This is a genomic window from Bradyrhizobium sp. NAS96.2 (assembly GCF_001908235.1).
Lineage (GTDB): Bacteria > Pseudomonadota > Alphaproteobacteria > Rhizobiales > Xanthobacteraceae > Bradyrhizobium.
This window is the reverse complement of record NZ_LGHK01000351.1, coordinates 1-1,466: the sequence shown is the minus strand read 5'-3', so window position 1 is coordinate 1,466 and position 1,466 is coordinate 1. Positions and strand designations below refer to the sequence as shown.

The following is a 1,466-nucleotide window of genomic DNA, read 5'->3' as shown; positions in this document are numbered from 1 at the left end:
GTGCGGGAGCCGGGGGCGGCGCCGGATGCGGTGCAGCTGCCGGCGGTGGCGTCGGCTTTGCGGGAGCAGCTGCGGGCGGCTCGGGCCGAGCAGGTGCTGCAGGTGGGGTCGGCCTCGCGGGTGCTGCGGCCGGCGGCGGAGCCGGATGGGCAGGCGGCGCGGCTGCCGGAGGCGGTGCTTGCGGATGCGGCGCAGCGGCCGGCGGAGCAGGATGTGCGGGTGCGCCCGGCGCCGGCTTTGGCTTCGGCTTTCCGTCAGGTCCGAGCTCTTCCTTTTGCTGCGCCTGTGCGACGACCAGCGGCGAAGTTTGGGCGTGCGACGCTGAGGCGGCGAATTGCATCACCGTCAGCGCAGTCGTGGCAAGCAGCACGAGACGAAGCTTTGTCATGATCTTGGAGTCCCCGGCAGAAAGTCTGGGCAGGAAGGAAAGAAAGTCAGAACCGAACAATTCGGCAGGACGATGAATTGCCAGCCGTTAGGCCGGATTGTGGCGAGCGCCGAATCATCGGCGAAGTTTATTTCGACATTATAACGGGTTGCATGTGCCTTTGTTCACTGGACATTCAGAAGAAACGCTTCGACACAGTCGCAATCGATGTGGAACTAAGGCGCGAGGGTGATTCACCGCGCTGCGGGTCGATCTGTCGCAGGCGGCGGGCCCGATGGTCCAGGCGGTCCGCGCACAGGTGATTCGTCGGGCGTCTTGCCGGGCAACTCGTCCGGTCGCGGCGGCTCGCCGGGTTCGCGCACCGGCGGGGGAATCTCCGGCTGCGGATTGCCGGGCGGAATTCCCGGCGGCGGCTCGCTCGGCGTGCCAGGAGTTGCCGGCGGAATGTCCGGAGGCTCGATCGGCATCACATCGAGACCGGGCGGCTGATGCCGATGCCAAATCTGCCGCTGTCAGGTCGCTTCGCGCGCATCGATCGCTCCATCGCAGTTCGGAGCGACAACGGATCGCGCGCGATGCCGTTCCTGTGCGCGCCATCAGGGCGTGTGGCAGACCGCCTCGATGTTGTGGCCGTCGGGATCGAGCACGAACGCGCCGTAATAGTTCGGATGATAATGCGCGCGAATGCCCGGTGCGCCGTTGTCGCGGCCGCCGGCCGCCATCGCGGCCTTGTAGAACGCGTCGACGGTGGCGCGGTCCTTGGCCGTGATGGCGATGTGCACCGGCTTGTTCATCGCGCCTTCGCCGCCGATCCAGAAATCCGGCTTGCCGTTGGCACCGAAAGCCTGCCGCCGGCGCGTGCCCGGTTACTTCCGCGGGCACTTCCATGATCAGGGCCGTAATCGAGCGGCGCCAGCGCCGCCTGGTAGAACGCCTTCGCGCGTTCGTAGTCAGAGACCGAAAAGCCGATATGGTCGATCATCGCGAGCCTCCCTTGTTGTGCCGTATTGGTATCTGCGTTCTCGTTTCACCTTCTCTTAAAGGGGAGGTGAAGGTGTAGCCCGGATGAAGCGAAGCG

Annotated in this window: 1 protein-coding gene and 2 pseudogenes; all 3 read right to left on the bottom strand. The window is 66.0% G+C overall.

Features of this window, described 5'->3' with window-relative positions; translation table 11 throughout:
* Window positions 1-388, bottom strand: a pseudogene (locus AC628_RS45005) (OmpA family protein); the annotation flags it as partial.
* Window positions 389-621: 233 nt separating this feature from the next.
* Complete coding sequence (locus AC628_RS45735; RefSeq protein ID WP_074132518.1) at window positions 622-855, bottom strand: hypothetical protein; 234 nt, start codon at window positions 853-855, stop codon at window positions 622-624.
* Between the two features lie 129 nt (window positions 856-984).
* Window positions 985-1,370 (bottom strand): annotated as a pseudogene (locus tag AC628_RS41180) (VOC family protein).
* Between the last annotated feature and the right edge of the window lie 96 nt (window positions 1,371-1,466).

What these genes read in the sequence shown, in the direction of transcription:
- AC628_RS45735 (WP_074132518.1), bottom strand. Translation starts at nt 855, where the DNA reads ATGCCGATCGAGCCTCCGGACATTCCGCCGGCAACTCCTGGCACGCCG.